The 834-nt window shown below is 39.9% G+C and carries 1 protein-coding gene and 1 pseudogene; both read left to right on the top strand.

Features of this window, described 5'->3' with window-relative positions:
- Positions 1–483 (top strand): annotated as a pseudogene (locus GMD1S_RS08360) (peptide ABC transporter ATP-binding protein); the annotation flags it as partial.
- 145 nt (positions 484–628) lie between these two features.
- A partial coding sequence (locus GMD1S_RS08355) for a PLP-dependent transferase (RefSeq protein ID WP_000031944.1) occupies positions 629–834 on the top strand: 206 nt, incomplete at its 3' end.

Here is an 834-nt window from a genome sequence, read left to right as displayed (position 1 = left end):
TTTGATATCTATAATGGCGGTTGGAGTGCGGACTACTTGGATCCATCAAGTTATCTTGATATCTTAAATGTCAATAACGGTGGTATGTTGCAAAACATTGGTCTAGAACCAGGTGAGGTCAATGACAAGGCTAAGGCAGTTGGTCTGGATACTTACACTCAAATGTTAGAAGAAGCGAACAAGGAGCAAGAACCAGCAAAACGTTATGAAAAATATGCTGAAATTCAAGCTTGGCTCGTTGATAGCGCCCTTGCAATTCCAAACGTTTCTCAGGGTGGAACACCGACCTTAAGAAAGACAGTTCCATTCTCATCGCCATTCTCACAAGCTGGAAATAAGGGTGTCGAATCATACAAGTATCTCAAGTTACAAGATAAGACTGTAACGGCTGATGAGTATGAAAAAGCTAAAGAAAAATGGCTGAAAGAAAAAGAAGAATCAAATAAAAAAGCCCAAGAAGAACTGGCAAAACACGTTAAATAACCAGTCTATTCAACAGGAAAAACGATAGTTTCTCAAGGAACTATCGTTTTTATATAGTTTGAAACTATAACTAGCTCTTGAAAACAAGAAAATGAGTTAGTGAAAATAAGTGGTACAATAGTTACTATAGATTTGGAGGTATTGTATGAGCAAAGAACTACACATCAACACAATTTTGGCCCAGGCTGGGATCAAGTCAGATGAGGCTACAGGTGCCTTGGTAACACCGCTTCATTTTTCAACCACTTATCAGCATCCAGAGTTCGGTCAGTCTACGGGATTTGACTATACTCGTACCAAAAACCCAACTCGCAGTAAGGCGGAGGAAGTCTTGGCGGCAATCGAATCAGC

Origin of the sequence: Streptococcus sp. GMD1S, assembly GCF_000296875.1 — a bacterium.
Taxonomy (GTDB): Bacteria; Bacillota; Bacilli; order Lactobacillales; family Streptococcaceae; genus Streptococcus.
This window is presented reverse-complemented; position numbering and strand designations above follow the sequence as displayed.